A 19,330-nucleotide genomic window follows, 5' to 3' on the forward strand; every position below is an offset into this window, starting at 1 on the left:
CACAAACTTTTATAAGTTATACCCCTTCTCTCTTTTACATAGGTTGTAAAAGAGGACAAACTGGGGAAAGGAAGAAATAGATGGAATCTACATTTTGGATTAGTATGTTTACCATTGTCCTTTCTGATCTATTATTAAGTGGAGATAATGCCGTTGTCATAGGAATGGCAGCACGCAGGTTACCTAAAGAACAACGTAGGCGAGCAATCTTAATTGGTTCGGGAATAGCGGTTATTTTACGTGCGTCCCTAACAACTGTTGCAGCTTACTTGCTCCATATTCCTTTTTTGATGACAGCAGGTGGTTTATTGTTGTTCTTTATCGCCGGAAAAATGGTGATTGGAGATAGTCATGACATGACCCATGTTGAAGTTGGCGGAACATTTCGTAGTGCAATTAAAACGATTATCGTGGCAGATGTGGTGATGAGTTTGGATAATGTGATGGCGATAGCAGGTGCTGCACACGGCAACGTTTGGTTAGTCTTATTTGGATTAGCGCTTAGTATTCCTTTGCTCATGTGGGGAAGTGGATTTGTAGCAAGATTTATTGCCAAATTTCCCTTTATCCTGTATTTGGGAGGTGCAGTATTAGGATATATTGCCGGTGATCTTGTTGTTCATGACCCATGGGTATTTCAATATGTACAAGATATAGAAATGTTAGAAGTGTTACCATATGCAACTGCAATCTTAATTTTGTTATCTTCTGTGCCAAAACTCGTTCCATATGTAAAGAAATAAAAGGCGTTTTCCATTATAGGAGACGCCTTTTCTATATGATGGCTGGGGAAGTAGGACTCGAACCTACGAAATCACGGAATCAAAATCCGTTGCCTTGCCACTTGGCTACTCCCCATCGCTAAAAATAGTATGGGTTGTCAAATCGATATTTATGCATCATAAAATCAAATAAAGCTAGCCATTCAGGCTAGCTCAGATAATAGCAGGTTTTAAATTTCAACATATTGATTAATTAAGTATGAATTGGCTCGCTGGTTGTTTTCCGCATCATCAATCACCTCCTCTTTGAAGTTGAATACTGACAGATACTAGGCTGTTTACGTAGTTTTGATACTGTTCCATATCCAAATAACATTGGCACTGACACAGCTTGGTGAGTGATTCACGCTCTTGTTTATATAATTTGTGATCTTGAGCAATATGTAGAGCTCTCTGTAGAGAATGAACCGCTTTTTGGGTATGTCCCAATAGAAGATATAGGTCACCAAGGGCGTTGTATGCTTCATATATGTGATCCATCCGACTTTCATCGGAGGTTTTGACAGCTTCTTGCAGGTGAAATTCTGCAAGAGTAAAATCTTTCATTTGGATGTAAATAAGTCCCAGTTGCAATCGGATGTAGGTAAACCAATTTTCATAACTGACCCTTGGCTTTAAACGTAGAGCAGTTTGATAGCAAATAAGCGCTAAAGGAAATTCTTCTTGTTCAAAATATACATCCCCTAGGCTACTCCATAATTGGAAGGATCGGTCATAACTTTGGCTGATTCTAGCAATTTCAATGCCTATCTCAGCGCTTTGAATTGCTTGAGTGTAGCTTTTGTTTTCGATTAAAGCGTTTACTTCTACATTATAAGGATAGATAAAACTAAGGCCTGTCTCTTGTGATCCAAGATTGTGTTTGCAGTTTTTTACCATTTCCAAACTTTCTTCTAAGAGATCTTGCCGCAATAAATAAAGAGAATGATTAGATAGTAAGATAGCTTTGGTATATTTTCTTGTTCCTTGTTCAACAAAGGAATCAATTCCTCGTTGATTGTAAGCGATGGTTTCGTCATATTTTTTTTCTTGAAAAAATATTCGAGCGAGTTCACCAAAGCAAGAAGATTTAAGATTCGTTGACTCCCAAACAGCTAAATTTCGATCGATTAACTTTATTGCTTCAAGCAGGACATTTTTGGCTTTATCATAAAGTTTTTTTTGATAGTGTATTTTACCTCTCAAAAAATTGACCATCGGTTTCACATGAATTTTCTCATGTAACCCAGATTTTCTTAGTTGTTTTAAACCTTCCTTGGCTCCTACTAAATCAATAATGGTTTCGATCGATTTTAATTGTAAGTGCTCAAGTTGCGCAATTGAATTTTCCTCTTCCAGCAGCTCTTGCAGTTTTTCCAGGTTATATCCTAATTTTTCTAAATAGTAAAACCGCTTATGCTTACTGACTGTAGGATCACCTCTTTCAATTTTACTAATGGTACCTTGAGAAATCTCTTTATCTTCAAAAAATTTCATAGGGAGACCGCGCGATGTTCTTAGTTTACGGACAATTTTGCCGAAGTCTAGCGAATTATATCGATCCATCTGGTTGATCCCTGCCTATAGATGTTATTTTGTTTGTTCAAAGATTCGATGTCAAATCTTGTTTTCCTTCTTGAAAATCTGGATTTTTCTGTCATTATTATGAAAAATATTAAAAAGGTCATTTTTCTGGTTTTTTGGTCGAAAAACCGGGAATTATTAGCGATTTTAGAGAAAAAAATAGATTTTAATAATCATTGAGTCCAATCTAATTGGGCTTTATACTTAATTATGGGAATGAAAAGATTACGGATGAATTTTGCTATAACTCAAGTTGAAAAATTATAATGAGGAGTGTCGTCACTATGTTGACATTGAGAGTATCAGGAAAAAAAGACCAACTTCAAGCATTTATGAAACATTTTTCAGCACAGCCATATTACAAAATTATGTTGGATGAAGAGTTAGAAATGGTATCCGTCGAAGAGGAAATGACAACACATTTTGAGTTTTTATCATCGTTACTGAAACCAAGAATTCGTAAATCTTTAACGGTGACGCTCACAACGATGGAAGGTAAGGCAATTAACATTGATTTATTAGACGGACAAGTAATCCAAGTAGATGAAGATACCACATGCATCTATGGAAAAAACTACGACATATTTGCGTAATAGGCCGAAAGGGCCTTTTTTATTTTTGTTTTTTTATACTTTTTTTGGAAATCAAGGAGGTTTAATGTAATAAACAGTCGAATTGAAACAGGTATATATGTTCTGTTTTTTCAGAGGTGAAGTATCTTGGATGTAATAGCGTTTGTAAATAATTTGTTTAATGAGGCTGTTGCAAATCGAGCAAGTGATATTCATGTAGAACCAAGTATGGAGGATCTTATTATACGTCAACGTATTGACGGCTATTTAGTTGAAACCTGTCGATTGCCTCTTCAAGAAGCGAAAGGAATATTATCTCGTTTAAAGATAATGGGCCAACTTGATATCGGAGAAAAAAGACTTCCTCAAGATGGTGCGATGACTATTCAAGTAGGAGAGAAGTTTTTAGAAGTTCGCTTGGCTACTTTGCCTGTTCTTTATGGAGAAAAAATAGTTCTGCGTCTATTACCAAGTGAGTTAGCAGTTCGAACTTTATCTGAACTAGGAATGGAAATAATCGAAGTAGATCGAGTTTCAAAACTTTTACATCGTCAGGGTTTAGTTGCAATTACAGGACCAACAGGTGCTGGAAAGACCACTACTCTCTATACATTACTTACGCTTTTGGATCATCGTAGGCGAAATATTATCACCTTAGAAGATCCAATAGAAGTGCAGTTAGCAGGAATAAATCAAGTTCAAGTACATCATAAAATCGGTTTCACATTTGCAAAAGGTTTAAGAGCCATTCTACGCCAAGACCCAGATGTCATTATGATTGGTGAAATTCGGGATCAGGAAACAGCAGAGATCGCCATAGAGGCAGCATTGACTGGACATCTTGTACTTACTTCTTTACATACTGCTGACGGATCCAGTGTCATCTCTAGGCTGATTGATATGGGAATACCTTCCTACTTAGTAGCATCGGCTCTCAGTGGTATCGTGGCTCAACGATTGATGCGTTTGACGTGTGGAAAATGTAAGGGGAAAGGTTGTTTGCATTGTCGTTCAAGTGGTTATTTCAATCGAACTGGTATTTTTGAAGTTTTGTCTTTGGATGAAACTACTCAGCATTTGATCATGAATCATCCTTCAGTAAGTCAAATTAGACAACATTTTCAAAATAAAGGGTTTCGGATGATGGAGCAGTCTTTGCTTCAAAAATACGAACAAGGATTAACGACGATAGAAGAGCTAAAACGAATGGAGTCGGAGATGATCAAAATTGCACAATTGGAAAAATGAAACAATAGCTTCTTTTAGTTATCATTTAAAGAACATTATAGAAAGTGGTATCTCCTTAGTAGATAGCATACAGATGTTAACTTTACAGCAAGTAATACCGGAAAACAAAGGAAATAAACTCATACAGATGATTCAACAAGGGGAGAGTTTTTCAAATGCCCTGCAAGAGATTAGATTTCCAGTCATCTTTTGTTCGTTTATTCAAGCTGCTGAACTTCATGGCAACTTAATCTTTGCCTTACAGCAATGTCATCGTTACTACTTAACGAGAGCAAAGTGGGTCAAGAAGATGAAGAAAGTTATGTTTTATCCTGTTTTTATTCTTAGTTTTTTATGTTTAGGATTAGTTTTCTTATCCATTGTTGTTCTTCCGAGTTTTTCAGCATTGTATGAATCGTTTTCTTACGAATTGCCCGCTACCACACGTTTTGTTTTTACTTTATCACATGTATTCCCATATCTCATTGTCCTTATGATTACCCTTCTATTGTTATGTATTTGGGGGAGGAGAAGGCCAACATTTCAGGTCGTTTTTGTACGAGTCCCCTTTATTGCCGCATACTATCGCTACCGTTATACCCAATATTTGTCGTTACAATTAGGGTCCTTTATGGTAGCTGGGGTACCCATGCTTTCTACGATCACCTTATTGGAGCAAATAACACCTTGGCCAACCTTGAGCAACTATTTAACAAATACGAAACAAAAACTGATTGATGGTGATACCTTGAGCAATATCGTCCAAGAGGATTCGGAAGCATTATTACCTATTTTTTCTCAGACGGTTGTGCTAGGAGAAGAGACGGGGAAATTAGGGGAGATGCTTGGACGATTGGCAATTACAACAGAGGAGTGGCTCGCCGAAAAAATAGAGAAATGGATGACGTATTTAGAACCTATTTTGACACTCTTCATTGGGTTAGTAATGGCAATCGTAGTGATTTCCCTTTTTTTACCCATGTTTGGGTTAATACAAGCAGTTCAATAGGAGGTAGTTGGATGAAAAACAACACCGAAAATGGTTTTACTTTGGTAGAAATGTTGGTTGTACTATTTATTATTGGAATCATTATTGCCATTGCCTTACCTAATTTTATTCAAGCCAGTAAAAAAGCAAATATCCATGCAGATAAAGCAAATCGGAGAATGATTAGCATGCAGGTAGAAAACTACTATCTGGATAAAGGGAAATATCCAAATTCGATTCAGGTGCTAGTTACCGAAAAATATCTTCGTGCAGTTCCAGATTGTCCTGGAGACGCTGGTAAGTACAAACTGATCCATAAATCAGGGGAGATCCAAGTAATATGTCAGTAAAAGCGAAAAATGAATCTGGTTTTACGCTCGTGGAATTAGTATGCACTATTAGTATCTTGGGACTTCTAGCTTCTCTTGCTATACCAAACTTATCTACCATCATTACCAAAGCAACTGATAATCAAATGAAGTATCAAATTAGTACCCAATTGGAAGATGCACAATTTCTTGCGATGTCAAAGGAACAATCTGTTGTCGTTCATTTTACTAACCAGCAAATTATTACCTATGCAAACCAAAAAAATCAGCATGTAACACAGCTACCAGAAGATATCGTTATCACAAGTAATTACAAAAACAATAAAGTTGTCTTTCAAAAATCTGGACAAGTCCGAGGAGGAACGATTGTTTTTAAGAGAAATAAACAAGAATGGATGAAGGTTGTAATTCAGGTGGCAAGTGGAACGACGAAAGTAGTATTCCATGTTTAAACAGGAATATGGCTTTACACTTGTTGAAACAATGGCTTCCATGCTTGTCATTTGTACATTGGTCGGTTGTGTAGTGCCTTTATATTTAACAGGTAAATCTTTTTCGAAAGATCGTATGCTGGAAAATCATGCTAGAGTTATTGCTCAGGCTGTGTTAGAAGAAAAACTTAGCAATTTAACAACAAGTAATAAAACTAGTAGATGGAACACTTATGAGATTGAAGAAGAGGTGACACGAGTACAATTATTATGGAATGTAAAGATTACAGTCAAATGGAAAACGACAAAAAACCAGAATCAAACCGTGAAATTAGAAACACATCGCTTTCAGAGCGAGGTTACACATACATCGAAATGATGATCTCTTTTGCGTTAGTTACAACTATTTTTTTATTTGTTTTTGGTTTTTTCTTTCAGGTATCAAATGCAATTCAAATTCACCTTATAGAACATCAACTTTTCAAGCAATTTGATCGATTTTTAATACAGCTCCAAGATGACCAAGCCAATGGTATTCAACTAAAAGTAAATAAAAATCAACTAGAGATGGTAATGAAAGATGGACAACAAGTACGTTACTTATTTATCAAAGGTCAAATCATCCGTAGTTTAAAAAAGAACCCAGACTCTCCATATCGTGGATATACAATCTTATTAGATCATGTAAGGAAAATGAAGCATCAAACGTTATCAAATGGGATAAAAATGGAGATTCAACTTTTTAATCGTAGTGCAAGCTATACCGGCAGTGCGTTTATTTGGGGGCGCATAGATGAATGAGAAGTGAAGATGGTTTTGTTTTACCAATATGTATGGTTTTAATCGCTTTGATTTCTACTTTGTTTTTGTTTGCTACTGAAGAATGGAGTAAATGGAAACTACAAAATCAGATTCGTCTTGCAATGGTACAAGCAGGGTATGCATCGGAGAGTGCGATCGCAATAAGACAAGCAGAGTTAAAAACGAATCCAGATGATTATCGAACAGTCCAGAAACAAATCGGAAATTTCACTGTAGATACTACTATTTGGGAGTCTTTCGCAGGTACACTGTACATGGAGTCAGTTGCAAAAGATAAAAACGGTATAAAACAGACAAAGACAGTAGAGTTAGAAAAAAACACACTTCGTATCTTATATTGGTTGGAGTAACAAAATTCGATATAATAAACATTACTGTCAACGACTCACCATCAAAATGGTGAGCTTGTAACGATCCGGTCATGCAAACGTCTTTCGACTCTGACCTTGAATTGGTGTTACATCAGGGCAGATTGACAGCTACCCGTTCTCTATCAGACATGCTGATACAGACCTTGTGTTTAGGTACTAAAAATTCCCAAGGTAACAGAACCTTCTCGATAGCTTGTATCTTTTACGTAAGTAGAGCATTCCCTACTACAACTCCATAGATACAGTTGTCAAAGAACAAGGAGTGCCTAAGCCAATAGGCGAACCGTTTTCTCCTGGTGTATTCATTCTACACATATGTTTGTAATCCTTCTGGAAAAAGGTGGTGAAAAGACAGTAGAAAGGAATGGTTGCTCTAAGCATCCCAATAAAGGATACCGAGCAACGCCGACATTCCTCTACGCCAATGAATTGGCGAGTTTCCTGTCGGCAATCTCATGAAAAAACATCTAATTATAATCGGATTTATGGGGACTGGTAAGTCTACAATAGGAAAAATGATCTCACAGTCACTACGTTTGGAATATTTGGATACAGATGAAATAATTCAACGGGATAGAAATTGTTCGATTCCTGAGATCTTTGAAAAATACGGAGAGCTGACTTTTCGTAATCTTGAAACAGGGGTCATGGAGCAAACAGTACAAAACACGCATCCTAGTATTATTACAACAGGAGGTGGCATTGTTCTTCGTTCTGAAAATAGAGTGGCGATGAGTAAATATGGTTGGGTTTTTGCTTTGCATGCCCATCCAAAAGAAATTATTCGTCGATTGCAGGAAGATACATCTCGACCACTTTTACAAGGAGGATCGTTGGAGGAACGTGTTCTTCACTTATATGAAGAACGAAAACGACTGTACCAATTTGCAGATTATCATATTGATACAGACAATCAAACCGAACAACAAGTAGCAAACCAAATCAAAGATATCTGGTTTAATCTCATAAAAAGCGGTGATGCTAAGTAATGAGGTGGTAACGATGTCATTTAAAGATTGGATTACCTACATGATTGAAAAAATGGTTTGGTTTTTGGAGACTCCTAAGAAGGAAAGAAAAGCTATTCGATCAACGAAAAAAGAGCCATGGTCCTATCGATGGTTTGGTATGATCCCGATGTCTATGAAGATAGCTGCTAAAAAAGTAAAAAAAAGGTGAGATATTAGATTTTTAACTTTTGCTGATGGAATCAATGTTTTAGAGACTATTATCTTATTTCTTTAAAAAAAGAGGGGCATCAGCCCCTTTTTCGTTTGCCTGAATATGATATAATGTTGAACTGTACTTGTAGATATCATTATTTTGATAATACTTCTTATATATGATGGAAGTATTACCTTTAGTGTTTCTTTAAATTATATACCTAACTGTAACTACAAAAGTTTCAAGGAAAATACAATTACTTCCAATAAGTTTCTACTTCTTAAGGAGCGAGTGCTCATGATTCATCGTACGAAAACGAGACCAGTAAAAGTAGGCAACCTTCAAATAGGTGGCAATGATCAAGTTGTTATTCAAAGTATGGCAACAACCAAAACACATGATGTAGAGGCAACAGTAAACGAAATCAATCGTCTCGCTGAAGCAGGATGTCAAATTGTACGTGTAGCAGTACCTGATATGCGTGCAGCCGAAGCAATTCCAGAAATAAAAAAACAGATCTCTGTACCTCTGGTAGCGGATATTCATTTTGATTATAAACTTGCTTTAAAAGCTATTGAGGGTGGGATTGATAAAATTCGTATCAATCCTGGGAACATTGGTCGTCGTGAGAAAGTAGAGGCAGTGGTTAAAGCTGCAAAAGAACGTGGTATTCCTATTCGTATTGGTGTTAATGCTGGCTCGTTAGAAAAACGCATTTTAGAGAAATATGGGTATCCTACAGCTGATGGAATGGTTGAAAGCGCATTGTATCATATTGGAATCTTAGAAGAGCTAGATTTCCATGATATTATCGTTTCATTAAAAGCGTCTGATGTTCGCCTTGCAATCGAGGCATATCAAAAAGCTTCTGCTGCCTTTGATTATCCTTTACATTTAGGGATTACAGAATCAGGTACCTTGTTCTCCGGTACAGTGAAAAGTGCAGCAGGACTAGGGGCGATTCTTTCACAAGGAATAGGCTCAACGTTGCGTATTTCTCTGAGTGCAGATCCTGTCGAAGAAGTAAAAGTGGCTAGGGAGTTATTAAAGACATTTGGACTGGCTGCAAATGCGGCTACTTTAATTTCTTGTCCTACATGTGGAAGGATTGAAATTGATCTGATTTCCATTGCTAACGAAATTGAAGACTATATTTCAACTATTAAAGCACCTATCAAAGTGAGTGTCCTTGGATGTGCTGTGAATGGACCTGGAGAAGCAAAAGAAGCTGATATCGGTATCGCAGGAGCTAGAGGAGAAGGATTGCTTTTCCGACATGGAGAGATCATTCGTAAAATACCAGAAGCTCAAATGGTAGAAGAGTTAAAAAAAGAAATCGACAAGCTAGCGGAAGAGTATAGACAAAAGGAAAATCCAACACCCATCACTTCATCCTGATAAAAAAGGTAAGTACTTCAAACAGTACTTACCTTTTTTTACTGCTTCATCAGCTTTCAAATGCTGAATGAAGTACGAAACAAGGTAAGGATTCGAATTTTCGGCAACGAACGAACCATCCATTATAGCTTCTTCAACATGCTTCTGTATGAAATGATTTGCATTTAACCATACTAAAAGAAACATCTGTTGAAGGAGGGCCTATTTTGGGTAAAGTAGCTCTTACATTAGTGATTATTGGTGCATTAAACTGGTTACTTGTTGGTCTATTCCAATGGGATCTGGTCTCCGCTATTTTTGGTGGCGATGCAATACGTGAATCATCGTTACTTAGCAGAATTATTTATACTATTGTTGGTTTATCTGGTATTTATGCCATCAAATATTTGTTCGAAGATCGTTCTCAAGTTAGGGAATAGAAAAAAACTCCAGTTCCGTTAGAGCTGGAGTTTTTTTCATGCATAAGATAAAGGAAAGCTAAAAACAGAAAGGAGAGATAAAATTGTATCCAATTATAGGGATGACAATGGATCAAGATAATAAAAAGTTTTTTCTGAATCAAGACTATGTACAATCAATTATACAAGCAGGCGGGATTCCATTACTTATTCCTTATATGGAAGACCCTATCATGATAAAAAAATTAGTTGATTCTTGCGACGGATTGTTGTTAACAGGTGGAGAAGATGTAGATCCAATTCTTTATGGTGAGGAACCTTCTCCGAATTTAGGAGAAATTGTTCCAGCTAGAGATGAGATAGAACGAAAGGTATTCGATTTGTTTTTACAACAAAATAAGCCGATATTAGCAATATGTAGAGGTTGTCAGCTTGTGAATGTTGCATTTGGTGGGAATCTTTATCAAGATATTCCTAGTCAAATTGCTTCAGAGGTGAATCATTGTCAAAGAGCACCACGTGGTTATGGTACACATTCCATTCATATCGAAAGAAATAGTTTACTATTTAAAATTATAGGAAAACATAAAATACGTGTTAACTCTTATCATCATCAATCAGTGAAAACGTTGTCAGCACCCTTGGCTGCGTCTGCGCTCGCTACAGATAATGTAATAGAAGCGATTGAAAGTGAAGCTCACGCTTTTTTGCTTGGTGTTCAATGGCATCCAGAAGGGATGGCCGTTTTACAAGATAAACATGCGATGCAACTTTTTTCTTCGTTTATTGATGCATGTAACTGAGTTTCTTATCTGAAACAAAAGCAACCATTGCAGTGGTTGCTTTTGTTTGTTTCCATTATTTTTCATTTTTTACATACTTGGCGTTAAATAAAAAGAGCCACATTAGAAGAATCAAGGAGGGTATGAGTAAAACTAATCCTGCAATAAAAGCAATGACAAGCGCCCAACCCATAGTGGTGTTTGTAAGCCCGCTCTGTATGGTAATGTATGGATAGAGCAAATATGGTAGATGTGAATATCCATATCCAAAAAAGGCGAATGCAAATTGCAACATCACAGTTAGGAATGATAATCCGAATAATTTACGTTTCCACATCAAAAGAACAGCGATAAGAAAGCAAACAAACGAACATGCAAAAACCCAGCGAATATCCCAAGCTTTAGCAAAATGAATCGGATTGTGATGAGACAAGCCCCAAAATACCAAGACACTAGCTAAAATAGTAGGACCACTCCAAAATAACGAGTATTTCCTTAATTGTTCCATAGCAAGTCTATCGCCTGCTTTATTGGCATAGTAGGTAAGGAAGCTAGCGCTAATATACAAGATACTTACAATCGCTAAAAACACAACAGTCCAGGAATAGGGGCTCTGAAATAGCTTTCCAGCAAGAAAATGGATTTGTTCACCTGATTGAACAATGAATCCCCCTTCAGAAATGGTTAGACCTGTTGAGAGTGAAGCTGGAATAAACAAGCCTGTCATTCCATAAAGGAAGAGAAAAAATTTACTTTCTCTCCCCCCGTAGTTGGCAAATGCATAAAATGAACCTCTTATGGTAAGAAGTATCAATGCAATACCCCCAGGAATGAGAAGAGCAGTCCCATAATAATAGGCAGTGTCAGGGAAAAATCCGACGATTCCTACAATGAAGAAGATCAGGAAGACATTGGTGACTTCCCAGACTGGTGATAAATATCGATCAATAATTTTATTAATAATATGTTCTTTTTTTGTGAGGTAACTATAGTAAGAAAAGAAACCAGCACCAAAATCAATGGAAGCAACAATGATATATCCATACAAAAAGATCCATAATACGGTAATTCCTATAAGCTCCAGAGACATCAGGATACCTCCTTATAGGACGCTAGTTCAGCTTCTGCTGTTTTTCCTTTGAATAAGCGTAACAATACAGTAACTGCGACAATAGCAAGAACCAGATACAACCCTGTAAAAAGAAAATACATCAGTTTTACATTGGCAGCAGTTGTAGCTGCTTCACCTACTTTCATAATACCTGTTATAATCCATGGTAATCTGCCTACTTCGGAAAAAATCCATCCTAATTCCATTGCAACAAAGGATAGCGGTGCTGCGGCTATTATTCCATACAGTAAGATAGGATGAAATGGATTTCCTTTTTTCCATATCCATAAGAAAAGGAATAGTGCAGCAATGAATAATAAGTAAAATGCAATACTTATTTTTGTATCAAATAAGTAATGGATATACAGTGGTGGCCATAAATGTTTTGGTATCTTATCCAAACCAATAACTGTTCCATCAGGACTATTGGTTGCTAAGATACTTAAAGCTTTGGGGATCTTTATCGCATATTTTACTTCATGGGTTTCGGGATCTAATTTACCAAAAAGGACAAGTGGTGCTCCTTTTGAAGTTTCGAAGTGCCATTCTATTGCTGCCAATTTTGCAGGTTGATGCTTGGCTAAAAATTTGGCTGAAATATCACCCATTGCAATAGTGGCGATACATAGAATGAAGGTTGTTATCATTGTTAGTTTTAGCGCTTTTTTATAATAGATATGTTTTCTACCGCGTAAAATAAAAAATGCTGCTAAACCAGCTAATAAAAAACCAGAGACTAAGTAAGAAGATGAAACAACATGTCCCACTTTAGATGGAGTAGCAGGATTTAACATTGCTCCAATGGGATCTATATCTACTACTTTCCCAGCTTTATCAAGTTTAAAGCCTGCAGGTGTGTTCATGAATGAATTAACAGTAGTTATAAATACAGCGGAAAGCGTAGATCCAATAATGACAGGGATGGATGTCAACCAGTGTAAGTAAGGGTTTTTAAATCGATCCCATGTATACAAGTAAATTCCCAAAAATATGGCTTCGAAGAAAAAGGCGAATGTTTCCAAAAATAGAGGTAAACTGATTACATTTCCGACTAATTGCATAAAAGTTGGCCATAACAAAGATAATAAAACACCAATGCAAGTACCTGTTACAACCCCTACAGCAACAGTTATGACAAATCCACGTGTCCATCTTTTGGCCATTAAGGTATAGTGAGGATCTTTTTTTCGAATTCCAATAAATTCTGCTAAACTGATGAAAATAGGAACGCCAACTCCAATAGCGGCCCAGATGATGTGAAAAGCGAGTGTTTCTTCTGTCAACATACGACTCCAAAAGGCAGAATCCATTATGAGTCCTCCTTGGTCCATGTCTAAATTGTATACAAATATCTTACTCTGTGTGAACAACTTTGTACACTATTTCACATACTTTTTGTTGATTTACATTTGTAAACGTCATGATTTGATCATAATTTGTTAATGTATTCACATTATCTTGAAACAATTATGTCAGTTTGATAAAATATTTTTATGAATATCCTTATTATCATATATCTTTTGATCATTAATATTTTTGGTTTTTCGCAGATGCTATATGACAAAAAACAAGCAAAAGCTAGTCAACAAAGAATACCAGAGAAAACACTTTTTCTTGTTGCGGCGTTAGGAGGAGCGCTAGGTACATTTATTGGTATGCAGGTGGCCAGACATAAGACAAAACATTGGAGCTTTTTAATTGCTATTCCATTTTTATTTGTTTTAAATGTAGTAATTCTTTACCCAATGGCTATTTTTGGCATAAACAATTGGATAACATATGTAATCCATTTTTTGACGAAATAATTATTGGTAAGGCCCCTCTGATTTGTACAAGCTACAAAAAAGGGGGGATTTTTGTGCTTAGTTATCTATATGTTTGTTTCCTTTTGCTTTTTCCCCCGATTTTTCAAGACGGGTCACCTAATCCTATCATGCATATTACTTATGAAGATAAACAATGGTATTTTGATTTGAGACAAGCAGGTTTCGATGGTATTGATCCCACTACTTTGGATCGTAAAAAATTAAATCGATGGTTTTCCAAAATAGAAAAACAAATTAATAAAAAATCAAGATCTGCTCATTATAAAGATCGTCAGATCATTACAGAAGAATACGGAAAAAAAGTAAACTTGTTAGAGATGAACAGTTGGGCTGATTTGATTCATTTTTATTTGGGTAAAGAGATGCAAGTACCAGTCCAAATTCTAAAGCCTAGTCTCAAAACAAAGGAATTAAAAAAACTAAAAGAAAAATTATTATCATCATATACCACTTATTACAATAATAGTATTTATAATCGATCGCATAATGTAGAACTTTCTACAAAAGCAATTGATCATATTGTTGTAATGCCAGGAGAAACCTTTTCTTTTAATCAAACAGTCGGACAACGAACGATTGGAAGAGGGTATAAAGAAGCGAAAATAATTGTTAAGGGTGAATACAGTGAGGGGATTGGAGGCGGGATATGCCAAACTTCTTCTACTTTGTTCAATAGTATAGATCGAGCAAATCTTGAGATTATTGAACGGAAAAGTCATAGTCGAGAAGTGCCATATGTTCCCAAAAAAAGAGATGCTACTGTATCTTGGGGAGGACCTGATTTTAAATTCAAAAATCACCGTAAAAGCCCGATTATTATCGTTTCTGAAGCGAAAAATGGACAGGTGACTGTGCAAATTTTTACCAGTAAATGAGATCTTGGAAAAGAGAAAAAAAAAGGAACATTTCTCATATAAATAGAATAAATCTGCAAGTCCTGTTATAATGGGCAGCAGTATATAGGTACACCTAACAAGGAGGTGCGAAACTGTTACTGGAAACTTCAGACAGTCTAGTCGATACGAATTATGTGTGCCTTTTTAAAATGAATTTCCAAGTTTTTCGGTAGCAGTGACCAATGAAAAAATTCCTAATATTGGGAGTAATTGCAATTGTGCTTTTATCGGGTTCTTTTGTGGCGTATGCTGCAATGGAAACAAAAGTGACAGTTAAATTTAGTGACGGAAAAACGCAAATCGTAAGTGAAGGTTTACATAACACCTTGGAGGAGGCTCTTGCTGGTGTAGGCCAGAATGTCCCAAAGCTAAAATCCAGTTATCAACCTAGTATCCCTTGGAACAAACCCCTTGATGGGGACACTACTGTAGAGTTGAGATGTAAGTGCAAAGTTGATTTAGAGTTAGGTGGAAAGAAGCTAGGCTCCTTCGTCACCACTCAAACAACAGTTGGTTCCTTCTTAGAAGAAAGAAAGATTACTTTATCTGCATGGGATGAGCCGAATGTTTCCATGAATGAGGTAATAACACCAAATATGAAGATTGTTGTGGATAAAGTAGAACAACGAGTGAAAAAAGAAGTCAAACCAATTAAGTTCACGACAAAAGAAGAAAAAGATAAAACGCTAGAAAAAGGGAAGAAGAAAGTCACTACAAAGGGAAAACCTGGCCAAGAAGAATATCAAGTAGTAGCGCTTTATAAAAATGGAAAACTTTTAATGAAAGATGGTAAACCTGTACTAACAAAGACGTTAATAAACAAAGTAGCTCCCATAATGGAAGTTGTAAAATTGGGAACGAAAGAACCTGAAAAAGAAAAAGAAGAAAAACCTGCATCAAGTGTACCTTCAGGGCAAGGGATGACTTTTGAATCTACTGCCTATACTTCTTACGGGTCAAAAACCGCTACAGGAACTACTCCTAAAAGAGGTACCATTGCGGTCGATCCTAATGTTATCCCTCTCGGCACAAAACTATATATTGAGGGCTATGGTTATGGTGTTGCAGAAGACACGGGAGGAAGAATCAAGGGACATATCATTGATGTATATTTCACGAATGAAGCCGACTGTATTCAGTGGGGAAGAAGAAACGTCAAAGTTCACATTTTAAAATAGGAATCTAACCCCTGCAAATGAGAAATTTTTTGCAGGGATTTTTTTGTTTTTATCGAACCTGATACATAACACGAATATTATGTCTGTGTACTTTTTTTGAAATTTTCTTTGTCTTAGATGCTTATTTCCGATATACTGGATTACAAGGAATTTTCCATCCGAGGTGTTAGTATGGTAGGTCGAAATCAACCCTGCACTTGCGGCAGTGGTAAAAAGTATAAAAAATGTTGTGAACGCGTAGTCGTTTTTCACCAAGCCGAATTAACCAGAGAAAACCGAGAAAGAGGGCAAAAAGGGGAACTGCTCTCTGATCTAGATACATGGTTTCATCGATATGCCAAAGTCGAGGATCAAGATAAGTGGGCTACTCGATTTAAAGAATTATTGCAGCTCCCTTTAGATCAGCCAATACCAAAAAGCTTTGCTTTCTCGTTTCATTATTATTTGCTATTTGACGCACCATGCATAAATGGAAGACGGCCAGTAGAACTCTGGGCATCCACTATCAGGCATAATCGAGTGGATGGCGAAAGAGTGATTCAAAGCTTATCCGAATTAACCTTCTCTTGTTTTGAAATGTTGGATTCGAATGAAGAGACTATGACATTTCGCTCGCTCGAGACTAATAAAAACTTTGAGGTGATGAAACAGGATGCTATTCCACGAGATAAACTGGTGTTCGCCAGGCTCATACGGATAGGAAATCGCTATGAACTATTTGGCCCTTATACATCGTTTGTGCATGAGATGAGAGGGGAGATACTCGTGCAGCTAGAGAAATACAACCACCACGAAGAAGAACAACAAGAACTTACTATCAGAGAAACCAGCTGGAGAGTACTCGGTTGGTCGATTCAAAGAGCAAATGAATTAGAATCAATGGAGCAACAACTTACCTCTGCTCCAACAGAAATGCGTTTTGAAAGTAGTAAAGACCTCTTTTTATCTGCAATGGAGCATCAAGCAGAAAAACCTGGATTACCAGTTTCTGTGTTGAATCAATTGGAAGAGTTTTTTGTTTCTGAAGTTAGTACTCTACAAAAAGGAACACAGGCATGGTATTCACGTTCGTTAGAAACTTTATTCCAATATCTCTCCCTTCGCTTTGGACAATCTTTTGAATGGTCTCTACTTAATGAAGATGTACTGGCTCGTTTTTTCAGTGTTTGGTACATGGATCACCATCAATCAACCCCAGTGTCAGCACGTATATTTTTAAATACATCTAAGCATTTATTTCGTTGGTTAGAGTCGGCAGGTCATGCCGGTATATTTAGTGCATTCAAAAAAGTATACATTCCATTTATTCGATTGATACCAGAGACGATTGAAGCGCGTAACTGGATGACTGAAAATGGTGTGATTACAAAAAATCAAGAAGAACCCGAACAGCGTAATATGTTTTTACTACATATTACATCTGCAGGTCCAGTCATATTAATTGGAGAGCAATGGAGACCCATTCAATTGCGGAGTTTTCCACGTATGTGGGCAGAAAAAAGATTTTGGATTAAAGGAACCATTCAAGCAGATAACCAACACTATGCATTCACACAAGTAGAGAACATGTACCCTGTTGTTTCTTTAGAGGAACATGAACGTACAGAAGTATTACTGCAAAAATAGGAAAGCAATCTCTTTTATTCAGAAGGGGTTGCTTTTTGTTTTATCATGCTTTGATAAATAACATTTTTTGATCGTTTTGGTATATTAACTCGAAAAGTTTCAGTTTTCCTTTATTGTAGTAAGGGATGCTTTCTGGAATGAGATAATATCTAATCTGATCTCAATTCACATTAGTTAGTATAAGAAGAGGGAAAAATGACGAAATCGCAGAGCTATGGTGAATCTGATATTAACAAACTGTCAGTAATAAGTTTTAATTTAAATAGTAATTAATAAACGCTTCGGTTGTATAATAGTGTGTTAATATTACATGTAATTTGATTGATCCAACTAGGAGTGATTAAAATGATAAGTCCGCTTGCTGTGTTCTTTTTCTGTTCCTTTTTGAGTTGGACAGGTTTTACTATCTGGATATATAAGAAGAAACGAGATTCTGGTGGAAGCCAAGGGTGCTTATTCTGGGTCTACCTTGCAGGTAGTATCTTCTCCCTGATCCTGTTCATGTACCTACTCTTCTCCTGAATTCAAGAGTACATAACAGACTATCGGTAGACAGTTTCACCTAAAAATTTCCTATCTTTGCAAGGTAGGTGGATAGAGTGTTCCAGTTATCCAATTTGCTTAAGCAGAGTTTATGTTTATTTTTTCACAGTTTTACACATACTAAGCGTACACTCAGCAAAGGGGGATGTTTTTCATGGATAGTAAGAATCGTGTAGAACATGCCAAGAACAAAGATAATGTGGAACAATTAATGGTCGAAGCAGCAAATGAACTAGGAGTATCAGCAGATACACGTGATATTCAAGAAGACCCCAAAAAATTTGCTTCCCGTTTGAAACGATTAATTCGTGCAGTGAAGTAGAAGGAAGTTGAGTGTAGGCACCCAAAAATGGGTGCCTTTTTTGGTATGATAGTTGTAGAGGTGATAGGATGATGAGAGCAGATTTACATTCTCATACAACCATGTCAGATGGGACGATGTCTCCCGGGGCAGTGGTAGAATTAGCAGCTGAATTGGGTCTAGTAGCTGTGGCAGTAACAGATCATGATACTACTGAAGGATACTTAGAAGCACATGAAGTAGGAGAAAAACTAGGAGTAGAAGTTATTCCAGCAGTAGAGATGAGTACAGTCCTTGATGGGCAAGCGATAGATATATTGGCATATTTTGTTGACTCCAATCAGCCTACATTCCGACAATTGTTAGATAGGCAACGGAATACTCGTAAAGAACGGAATCGACTTGTTTTGGAAAAACTAAATCAAATGGGTATTGATATCACGATGCAAGAAGTCGAGTCCAAACAGGAAGGTACTTCGGACCAGAAAAATGTTGGAAGAGTACACATTGGGCAGATATTGGTAGAGCGAGGTTTAGTCAGTGATTTAAATGAAGCATTTGATAAATACCTCGGAGTAGATGGTGTTGCTTTTGTACGATTAAATAATACAACACCAAATGAAGCGATTCTTGCGATTAAAGAAGCAGGTGGAGTTGCAGTCATAGCTCATCCTGGACTTTATCATCGGGACGACCTCATTCCCGTTATTGCTGAAATAGGTTTGACGGGACTTGAGGTTCATCATCCTGATCATACAGAAGAAGATAAAGTGAGATACGAGGCTTTAGCAGAGGAACTAAACCTCATTCCAACAGCAGGTTCGGATTACCATGGTGTTCGCAATGGGCAAATGCATCATGCTATCCTAGGAACATGCACTACACCATATAGTACAGTAGAACGATTGCGAGCAGCAGCTAATAAATAAAAATACAGCCCCCTCCATGTAGCATTATTTAAATTATTTGGGTTTCCTTTCTAACCTATTTCGTTTATGATTTTGGAACAGGGGGAGTATCGA

At 36.8% G+C, this 19,330-nt stretch carries 23 protein-coding genes and 1 tRNA gene; 20 read left to right on the forward strand and 4 right to left on the reverse strand.

The window, feature by feature from the left end; translation table 11 throughout:
* The first annotated feature begins 80 nt into the window (after nt 1–80).
* Entirely contained in the window at nt 81–743 is a 663-nt protein-coding gene (locus A3GQ_RS0100320; protein ID WP_028775373.1) for a TerC family protein, read from the forward strand.
* Between the two features lie 39 nt (nt 744–782).
* On the opposite strand, the gene A3GQ_RS0100325 is transcribed toward A3GQ_RS0100320, so the two are convergent.
* Nucleotides 783–858, reverse strand: a tRNA-Gln gene (locus tag A3GQ_RS0100325).
* Between the two features lie 155 nt (nt 859–1,013).
* The gene (locus tag A3GQ_RS0100330) at nt 1,014–2,327 is read right to left on the reverse strand and encodes a helix-turn-helix domain-containing protein (RefSeq protein ID WP_028775374.1); all 1,314 of its coding nucleotides are present in this window, start codon (nt 2,325–2,327) and stop codon (nt 1,014–1,016) included.
* A 302-nt stretch (nt 2,328–2,629) separates the two neighbouring features.
* Between A3GQ_RS0100330 and A3GQ_RS0100340 the strand changes: the two genes are divergently transcribed.
* From A3GQ_RS0100340 to A3GQ_RS0100405, 13 genes are all read left to right on the forward strand, one after another.
* Nucleotides 2,630–2,938 carry a hypothetical protein gene (locus A3GQ_RS0100340; protein ID WP_028775375.1) on the forward strand — a complete coding sequence of 103 codons (309 nt, stop codon included), beginning with the start codon at nt 2,630–2,632 and terminating at the stop codon, nt 2,936–2,938.
* Between the two features lie 126 nt (nt 2,939–3,064).
* Nucleotides 3,065–4,165, forward strand: a complete 1,101-nt coding sequence (locus A3GQ_RS22850) for a GspE/PulE family protein (protein ID WP_051271042.1) — start codon at nt 3,065–3,067, stop codon at nt 4,163–4,165.
* On the forward strand, nt 4,146–5,153 hold the full coding sequence (locus A3GQ_RS0100350; protein WP_028775376.1) for a type II secretion system F family protein: 1,008 nt from the start codon (nt 4,146–4,148) through the stop codon (nt 5,151–5,153). The genes A3GQ_RS22850 and A3GQ_RS0100350 overlap by 20 nt, the downstream gene beginning before the upstream one ends.
* A gap of 11 nt (nt 5,154–5,164) precedes the next feature.
* Nucleotides 5,165–5,482: a competence type IV pilus major pilin ComGC gene (locus A3GQ_RS0100355; protein ID WP_028775377.1), complete on the forward strand. Its 318-nt coding sequence runs from the start codon at nt 5,165–5,167 to the stop codon at nt 5,480–5,482.
* Nucleotides 5,473–5,913, forward strand: a complete 441-nt coding sequence (locus A3GQ_RS22855; RefSeq protein WP_037463510.1) for a type II secretion system protein — start codon at nt 5,473–5,475, stop codon at nt 5,911–5,913. Before A3GQ_RS0100355 ends, A3GQ_RS22855 begins: the two co-directional genes overlap by 10 nt.
* Entirely contained in the window at nt 5,906–6,271 is a 366-nt protein-coding gene (locus A3GQ_RS26515; RefSeq protein WP_028775378.1) for a type II secretion system protein, read from the forward strand. The genes A3GQ_RS22855 and A3GQ_RS26515 overlap by 8 nt, the downstream gene beginning before the upstream one ends.
* The gene (locus tag A3GQ_RS0100370) at nt 6,268–6,693 is read left to right on the forward strand and encodes a ComGF family competence protein (RefSeq protein ID WP_028775379.1); all 426 of its coding nucleotides are present in this window, start codon (nt 6,268–6,270) and stop codon (nt 6,691–6,693) included. Before A3GQ_RS26515 ends, A3GQ_RS0100370 begins: the two co-directional genes overlap by 4 nt.
* Nucleotides 6,690–7,064: a hypothetical protein gene (locus A3GQ_RS0100375; protein ID WP_028775380.1), complete on the forward strand. Its 375-nt coding sequence runs from the start codon at nt 6,690–6,692 to the stop codon at nt 7,062–7,064. The genes A3GQ_RS0100370 and A3GQ_RS0100375 overlap by 4 nt, the downstream gene beginning before the upstream one ends.
* 476 nt (nt 7,065–7,540) lie before the next feature.
* Nucleotides 7,541–8,074, forward strand: a complete 534-nt coding sequence (locus A3GQ_RS22860; RefSeq protein WP_037463512.1) for a shikimate kinase — start codon at nt 7,541–7,543, stop codon at nt 8,072–8,074.
* Nucleotides 8,075–8,087: 13 nt separating this feature from the next.
* Entirely contained in the window at nt 8,088–8,264 is a 177-nt protein-coding gene (locus tag A3GQ_RS25975; protein ID WP_083964019.1) for a YqzE family protein, read from the forward strand.
* A 282-nt stretch (nt 8,265–8,546) separates the two neighbouring features.
* Nucleotides 8,547–9,647 carry a flavodoxin-dependent (E)-4-hydroxy-3-methylbut-2-enyl-diphosphate synthase gene (ispG, locus tag A3GQ_RS0100390; RefSeq protein WP_028775381.1) on the forward strand — a complete coding sequence of 367 codons (1,101 nt, stop codon included), beginning with the start codon at nt 8,547–8,549 and terminating at the stop codon, nt 9,645–9,647.
* A 206-nt stretch (nt 9,648–9,853) separates the two neighbouring features.
* Nucleotides 9,854–10,066, forward strand: a complete 213-nt coding sequence (locus A3GQ_RS0100400) for a DUF378 domain-containing protein (RefSeq protein WP_028775383.1) — start codon at nt 9,854–9,856, stop codon at nt 10,064–10,066.
* A gap of 83 nt (nt 10,067–10,149) precedes the next feature.
* The gene (locus A3GQ_RS0100405) at nt 10,150–10,848 is read left to right on the forward strand and encodes a gamma-glutamyl-gamma-aminobutyrate hydrolase family protein (RefSeq protein WP_028775384.1); all 699 of its coding nucleotides are present in this window, start codon (nt 10,150–10,152) and stop codon (nt 10,846–10,848) included.
* A 55-nt stretch (nt 10,849–10,903) separates the two neighbouring features.
* Here A3GQ_RS0100405 and A3GQ_RS0100410 read toward each other — a convergent pair whose 3' ends face one another.
* On the reverse strand, nt 10,904–11,917 hold the full coding sequence (locus tag A3GQ_RS0100410) for a cytochrome d ubiquinol oxidase subunit II (RefSeq protein WP_028775385.1): 1,014 nt from the start codon (nt 11,915–11,917) through the stop codon (nt 10,904–10,906).
* The gene (locus tag A3GQ_RS0100415) at nt 11,917–13,248 is read right to left on the reverse strand and encodes a cytochrome ubiquinol oxidase subunit I (RefSeq protein WP_028775386.1); all 1,332 of its coding nucleotides are present in this window, start codon (nt 13,246–13,248) and stop codon (nt 11,917–11,919) included. The genes A3GQ_RS0100410 and A3GQ_RS0100415 overlap by 1 nt, the downstream gene beginning before the upstream one ends.
* 183 nt (nt 13,249–13,431) lie before the next feature.
* Here A3GQ_RS0100415 and A3GQ_RS22865 point away from each other — a divergent pair, with 183 nt between their 5' ends.
* From A3GQ_RS22865 to A3GQ_RS0100445, 6 genes are all read left to right on the forward strand, one after another.
* Nucleotides 13,432–13,743, forward strand: coding sequence for a DUF1294 domain-containing protein (locus tag A3GQ_RS22865; RefSeq protein WP_037463515.1), 312 nt, complete (start codon nt 13,432–13,434; stop codon nt 13,741–13,743).
* 53 nt (nt 13,744–13,796) lie between these two features.
* Entirely contained in the window at nt 13,797–14,639 is an 843-nt protein-coding gene (locus tag A3GQ_RS22870) for a VanW family protein (RefSeq protein WP_083964020.1), read from the forward strand.
* A gap of 203 nt (nt 14,640–14,842) precedes the next feature.
* Nucleotides 14,843–15,838 (forward strand): 3D domain-containing protein, encoded by a 996-nt coding sequence (locus A3GQ_RS25445; protein ID WP_083964021.1) that lies wholly within the window; start codon nt 14,843–14,845, stop codon nt 15,836–15,838.
* Between the two features lie 171 nt (nt 15,839–16,009).
* Nucleotides 16,010–17,464 (forward strand): YecA family protein, encoded by a 1,455-nt coding sequence (locus A3GQ_RS26520; RefSeq protein WP_028775387.1) that lies wholly within the window; start codon nt 16,010–16,012, stop codon nt 17,462–17,464.
* A gap of 697 nt (nt 17,465–18,161) precedes the next feature.
* Complete coding sequence (locus A3GQ_RS26525; RefSeq protein WP_156877477.1) at nt 18,162–18,329, forward strand: hypothetical protein; 168 nt, start codon at nt 18,162–18,164, stop codon at nt 18,327–18,329.
* Between the two features lie 71 nt (nt 18,330–18,400).
* Nucleotides 18,401–19,237 carry a PHP domain-containing protein gene (locus A3GQ_RS0100445; RefSeq protein WP_245596707.1) on the forward strand — a complete coding sequence of 279 codons (837 nt, stop codon included), beginning with the start codon at nt 18,401–18,403 and terminating at the stop codon, nt 19,235–19,237.
* The last annotated feature ends 93 nt before the right edge of the window (nt 19,238–19,330 follow it).

Origin of the sequence: Shimazuella kribbensis DSM 45090, assembly GCF_000428065.1 — a bacterium.
GTDB lineage: Bacteria > Bacillota > Bacilli > Thermoactinomycetales > Thermoactinomycetaceae > Shimazuella > Shimazuella kribbensis.